Raw genomic sequence first — 6214 nt, 5'->3', positions numbered from 1 at the left:
GCAGCCGATTGGTGAGTGAGTCGAGTAACTCCTCATCATCCGTAAATGACTTCAACCAATGACGGAGTTGATTCTCATTTTTTGTGGTGATGGTCATTCTCAGATGATGCTGGTGTTGTGAAGGAAGCTGGCGATGCCATGCTTTTGCCAATGCATTATTCTCTCTAACAATACTACGAAGGCGGGTACATACCTGTTCTAAACTGCGGATATCCCGAAGTTTCAAACAGTGAAAAATTAACGAAAATGATAACGAGGATAAATCCTGTAATGACGACTTTTTCTTAATTTCCTGATCAGGCACAGTGATGGACCTGCCCGCACTGGTCCCCGTCGGTGTTTCTGACCGAGTTCGCTTAGATGGTGGTGAGTCTGAACCCTCAATGCTGAAGTTATTATCTATTACATTCATTCTTTATTCCGTGAAAGCAGGTGTATATCCCCGATTGGCAAACCTGATCAAGATAGATGCCACAGGTTAGAGTCGGTTTTGGAATGAAAGTTCATTTTATTGTTAAGCAAGACGAACAAAGTGTCCTTCAGCGCACGCAGAATGGCTTCACCCAGTGACGGCAGGCAATAAATCACTCCTGCGCAGTTCAGTGATTATTACCATGCCGTCGTAACTGGTGGTGACTACATGACTGCCATCGGCGCTGAAGCTGGCTGATCGGACCGGAGTATTATGGGAAATACTGGCTTTTTCCGACCATGACCCATCAGGCTCCTGAGCAATGATTTTCGCCGTGCCATCGAAGAAACTGGCAGTCACCATGCGGCGGCCATTGGGGCTGAAGATGGCCGTGTTGACTTCATCGCGAAGGCGGGTACATACGAGTTCCATACTGCGAATATCCCGAAGTTTCAAACAGCGAAAAATAATGGAAAATGATGATAAGTATAAATGCAGCAATGACGTTGTTTCCTTATCAGCCAGCTTGATCGTTCTACCCGCACTGGCACACGCAGGTGTTTGCAATCGAACTCGCTTGGATGGTGTTGATTCTGAACCCTTAATGCAGGAGTGATCATGTATTCCGTGCATGTCAGGTTCCTCCAAAGTGGGTATTTATATTCGATCAGCACGGGCAGTCAATATTGATGCTGCGATTTAGACTCAGTTTCAGAATGAAAGTTCATAGCGTGTTGTTGAATGAAACTAACAAAGTCTCTTTCTATGAACACGTGCAGAATGGCGTCATTCAGTGGCAGCAAACAATTGATGACTCCTCCGTAGTTCAGTAATTTTCAACGTGCAGTCGTCACTGGCTGTGACTACGTGGCTACCATCGGCGCTAAAGGTGGCTGAGCAGACACAGCCTTTATGGGCAATGCTGGCTTTTTCTAACCATGACCCATCAGCTTCCTGCCCGATGATTTTCGCCGTTCCGTCCTTGCTGGCAGTCACCAGATGACGGCCATCAGGGCTGAAGCTGGCCGAGTTGACTCCATCCTTATGGTATGTGTTGGTTTTTTCTTCCCATGATCCATTGGCTTTCTGACCATAGATTTTCACCCTGCCATCATTACTGGCAGTCACCACATGGCGGCCATCGGGGCTGAAGGTAGCTGAGTTGACATCATCTTCGTGGTGAATGATGGCTTTTCGTACCCATGATCCATTGGTTTCCCTGCCATAGATTTTCGCCCTGCGGTCCTTGCTGCCAGTCACCACATAGCGACTATCGGGGCTGAAGTTGGCTGATATGACAGGACCTTTATGGAAAAGGGTACCTTTTACTTCCCATGTTCCATCGTCTTTCAGGGTATGAACTTTCGCGATTTTATCCCAGCAGGCGGTGACCACATGACGTCCATCGGCGCTGAAAATGGCTGATTGGACAGCATCATTGTGAAAAAGGGTGGCTGTTAATTCCCATGATCCGTCGTCCTTCTGGCTATGGATTTGCGCCGTTCTATCCCAACTGGCAGTCACCACATGGCGGCCATTGGCACTGAAAGAGGCTGACTTGACCGAATGATTATGGGAAATGATGGCTTTTAATTTCCATCGTTTATTGCACCCGGGGCCGTAAATTTGTGCCCTGCTATCGTTGCTGGCAGTCACCACATATTGACTATTGGGGCTAAAGATAGCTGATTTGACCCACCTGTTATGGGGAATGATGGCTCTTTTTTCCCATGATCCATCGGCCTTGTGGCCGTAGATTCTTGCCGAATGATCGATGCTGGCCGTCACCAGGTGACGGCCATCAGCGCTGAGAGAGGCTGATTTGACTTCGTCATCTTCTTTAATGATGGTTTTTGTTACTAAATTAAATCTTTCACATTCAGACATCAGGTTAGTTTTGGTGAAATATAACAGAGCAGGTAAATAAACACTCTTCTGTCGGCGATTTGTCAGTGAATCGATTAACGCCTTATCATTCGTAAAAGTCTTCAGCCAATCATGGAGTTGGTTCTCATTTTTGGCAGTGATGGTTGTCCATAGCAGATACCGGTGTGATGAAGAAAACTGCCGATACCACGCTTTTGCCAGAGCATTATCCTGTTTGATCGTGTTGTTAAGGTAGGTACATACCTGTTTTAAACTGCGAATATCCCGAAGCTTTAAATAGCGACAAATGAGGGAGCTTGATAGTAAGGATAAATCTCGCAATGAGGGCCTGTCTTTATTTTCCTTGTCAGATACAGTGATACTCCAACCCGAACCGGAATCCGCTGGTGTTTCCAATCGAGCTCGCTTGGGTGGTGGTGAGTATGAACCTGCAATGCTGGAGTTATTACCTATTCCATTCATGCTTTGTTCCCTGAAAGTGAGTTTTTATCCTTAATGATTCGCAAGGACGTCCAACGTTGATTGAGTTAATATACGTCACTCCTCTGTAGTTCAGTGATTTGCACCGTTCCATCACAACCTGCGGTTATCACACGGCTGCTATCGGCGCTGAAAGTGGCAGATAAGATCCAGCAAGCATGGGTGATGCAGGCTTTTTCCACCCATGACCCATCGGCTTCCTGACCAATGATTTTCGCTGTGTGGCTATGACAGGTAGTCACCAGGTGGCGACTGTCAGAGCTGAAGGTCACTGATTCAACTGAATGCTTGTGATCAATGATGGTTTTTTCTTCCCATAATCCACCGGCTCTCTGGCCATAGATTTTTACTATGCCATCCAGGCTCGCAGTCGCCACATGGCGGCCATCCGCACTGAAAGTAGTCGAATGGATAACTTGCTTGTGTTGAATTTCGACCACACTTTTCCATGATTCATTGGTCTCACAGCGATACATTCTCGCCTTGGAATGCCCATTGAGGGTTATCACATAGCGGTCTTCCGGGCTGAAGCTGATTAAGTTGATACTATCCTCAAGGCGAATGATATTTTTTACTTCCCATGATCCATCGGACTTCTGGCTATGGATCTTCATCTCTGTGCTACCACGTTCGGCAGTCACCAAACGGCGGCTATCGGCGCTGAAGGTGGCTGAGCGAACATCGTAAAGGTTGGCTGTTAATTCCCATGATCCATTGTTCTTCAGGCTATGGATTTGCGCCATGCGTTCCATACTGACGATCACCACATGTTGGCTATCGGGGCTGAAGCTGGCTGATCTGATGGCAGAGTCAAGGGTAACGGTAACGTTTGTTTCCCATGATTCATCGCGTCCCAGGCTATATATTTTCGCCTCGCGACCCCGACTGGCGGTGACCACATGGCGGCCATCAAGACTGAAGTTGGCTGACGTGACAAGGTCATTATGGATAATGGCGGTTTTTATTACCCAGGATCCATTAGCCCCTTGAGCGTAGACCATTGCCGAGTTGTCTCCAACGGCGGTGACCAGGTAACGGCCATCGACACTAAGGGCGGCTGTTCTGATAATTGCATTTGCGTGAATGGTGTCTTTTGTTTCCAATTTAAATGTTTTACATTCAGACATCAGGTTAGTCTTGTTGAAGTACAACAGAGCAGGGCAAAAAACAGCCTCTCGTTTGCGATTGGTTAATGAGTCCACTAATGCCTTATCATTTGAAAAAGACTCAAACCAGCTACGGAATTGGTGATCATTTTTTGTAGTGATGGCTGTCCTTAGTTGGTACTGGTGTGTTGAAAAAAACTGCCGATACCAGGCTTTTGCCAGTGCGTTATTTTCTTTTACCGCAGCGTGAAGATAGGTGCATACCTGTTCCAAACTGCGAATATCCCGAAGTTTTAAATAACGAAATATGAGGGGAAATGCGGATAAATCCAGTAATGACGTTTTTTCCTTTTTTTCCTCGCCAGATACAGTAATACTTCTACCTGCACTGATTCCCGTTGTTATTTCCGAATGAGCTTGCTTGGTTGCCAATGAGTGTGAACCTGCAATACTGCAGTTATTATCTACACCATTCATGCTTTGTTCCCTGAAAGTGAGTATTTAACCTTGGTTATTATCAAGGACTTCGAAAATTGGTTGAGATTGTTTGAGTCGGTTTTTGAGAAAAAGTTCATGACATGTTGTTAAGTTCAACGAATAAAATCAGGACTCTGATTCGAGACCATGATCAATAAGCAGAAAGTGGATTTCTGTCTTTCAATTCAAGCTGAGTGGTGTCATTCACTGGCAGCAAGCAATCATTACTTCCTTCTTGGTTGTCATCCTGCGCGCGGTGGTTCGCCGATGGCGAATAGTTGAAGGCGTGCCCGAAGACCGATCGTTCCTCGAACCACGAGCAACAAACGGAAGTGCCTTAATGACTTACCCTTTGGAATTCAATATTTCTGGCTCATTGGTCAGACTCTTATTTTCGCCGCAGGCGCTCAGGTTGGCTATGCCAGATCCTTCACCTTTTGAACGGCTCGAGCTTCGATGATTCGCCAAATGTCGTTAGCTTTAAACTTCCCTAACCGTCCGGGGTCAAGGGCATTGGCTTTTTTGAACCATTCGCTCCAAACCTCTTTACGGTCATTCATCATTCTGAGACAGTGCGCTTTTTGCGAACAGGCGCCTGCATTCCCGGGGTGTTTCTCTAGTACGGATTCTGCATACTCAAGCGCCTTTTTAAGGTTACTTTGTCCTGACCCAGGGTCATTGTCTGCTATTTGTTGAGAGGCCAGTCGGAAATAATGGATCGAGTTTGACAGCAATATATTGGCGCTTTCCTGATACCCGGTAATCATTTCCATAAATCTCGCTGTCCCGGCATAGGAATTAAGCAGTGCCAACTCACATTCACTCGTATGGTATAAATCACAGCAACGATGAATCAGTCTTTGGGCCCGTTCTGTTTTATTCATTATCTCCCAGAGACGTCCCAGGGCCAGATCAAGATCATGATTCCCGCTAGGCTTGCACAGGTCTTCCTCATCGTTATCGGGGTGCTTGCCAATCATGTTCAGCAACAGTTTTTCAGATCGTTTATACTCGCCCATTGACTCCCAGGTTCGCATCAGGGCGATGTCAACCAGAGGCTGCCCACAGGGTTTGCAGAGTAATTCTTCAGGGTCTTTGGGGTGCTTGTCACTCATGTTCAGCAGCAGTTTTTCAGACCGTTTATATTCGCCCACCACATCCCAATGTCTCACCAGAGTCAGGTCGATTGTCGAATCGCCATAGGGCTTGCACAGCGTTTCCATACTGGCGAAGGGAGATTTGCCAACCATGTTCAACAGCAACCTTTCAGCCAATATATATTTGCCCTGTATCTCCCAATTTCTTATCAGGGCCAGATCAATATGTTTATTCCCGCAAGGCTTGCACAGGCGTTCTGCATTATCATTGGGGTCTTTGTCACTGGCGCTCAGCAGCAGTCTTTCAGCCCATTCATATTTCTCCATCATATGCCAGAGTCGTGCCAAAGCCAGATCTAATTGATGATCTCTACAGGATTGACACAAGATTTCTATATTTTGGTTGGGCTGCTTGCCCATCATGTTCAGCAGCAGCTTTTCAGCCGTATTATATTGGCCTACATCCTCCCAGTATCGAACCATGGCCAAGTCAATTTCATAAACTCCGCAGGGCAGACACAGGCTTTCTTCACTGTCACTGGGGTGCTTGTTACTCATGTTCAACAGCAATCTTCCAACCAGGTGATATTTGCCCATGATTTCCCAGTGTCGAACCAGAGTCATATCAATATCAAGACGTCCAAAAGGTCGGCAGAGAATCTCTTCACTGGCACCGGGATGCTTACCCGTCATGTCCAGTAGCAATTTTTCAGACCATTCGTGTTTGCCTTTTGTCTGCCAGAGTCGCACCAGGG

Annotated in this window: 4 protein-coding genes; all 4 read right to left on the bottom strand. The window is 46.5% G+C overall.

Annotated features, from left to right (window positions below; all coding sequences use genetic code 11):
• Nucleotides 1–559: 559 nt before the first annotated feature.
• On the bottom strand, nt 560–1045 hold the full coding sequence (locus KDK16_RS12445) for a WD40 repeat domain-containing protein (RefSeq protein WP_257276367.1): 486 nt from the start codon (nt 1043–1045) through the stop codon (nt 560–562).
• Nucleotides 1046–1198: 153 nt separating this feature from the next.
• The gene (locus tag KDK16_RS12440; RefSeq protein ID WP_257276366.1) at nt 1199–2761 is read right to left on the bottom strand and encodes a WD40 repeat domain-containing protein; all 1563 of its coding nucleotides are present in this window, start codon (nt 2759–2761) and stop codon (nt 1199–1201) included.
• A 65-nt stretch (nt 2762–2826) separates the two neighbouring features.
• Nucleotides 2827–4362, bottom strand: coding sequence for a WD40 repeat domain-containing protein (locus KDK16_RS12435; protein WP_257276365.1), 1536 nt, complete (start codon nt 4360–4362; stop codon nt 2827–2829).
• 416 nt (nt 4363–4778) lie between these two features.
• A partial coding sequence (locus tag KDK16_RS12430; protein WP_257276364.1) for a lipopolysaccharide assembly protein LapB occupies nt 4779–6214 on the bottom strand: 1436 nt, incomplete at its 5' end.

This window comes from Endozoicomonas sp. SESOKO4 (assembly GCF_024606275.1).
Note: the sequence above shows the minus strand (reverse complement) of the source record. Positions and strands in the feature narration are given on the sequence as shown.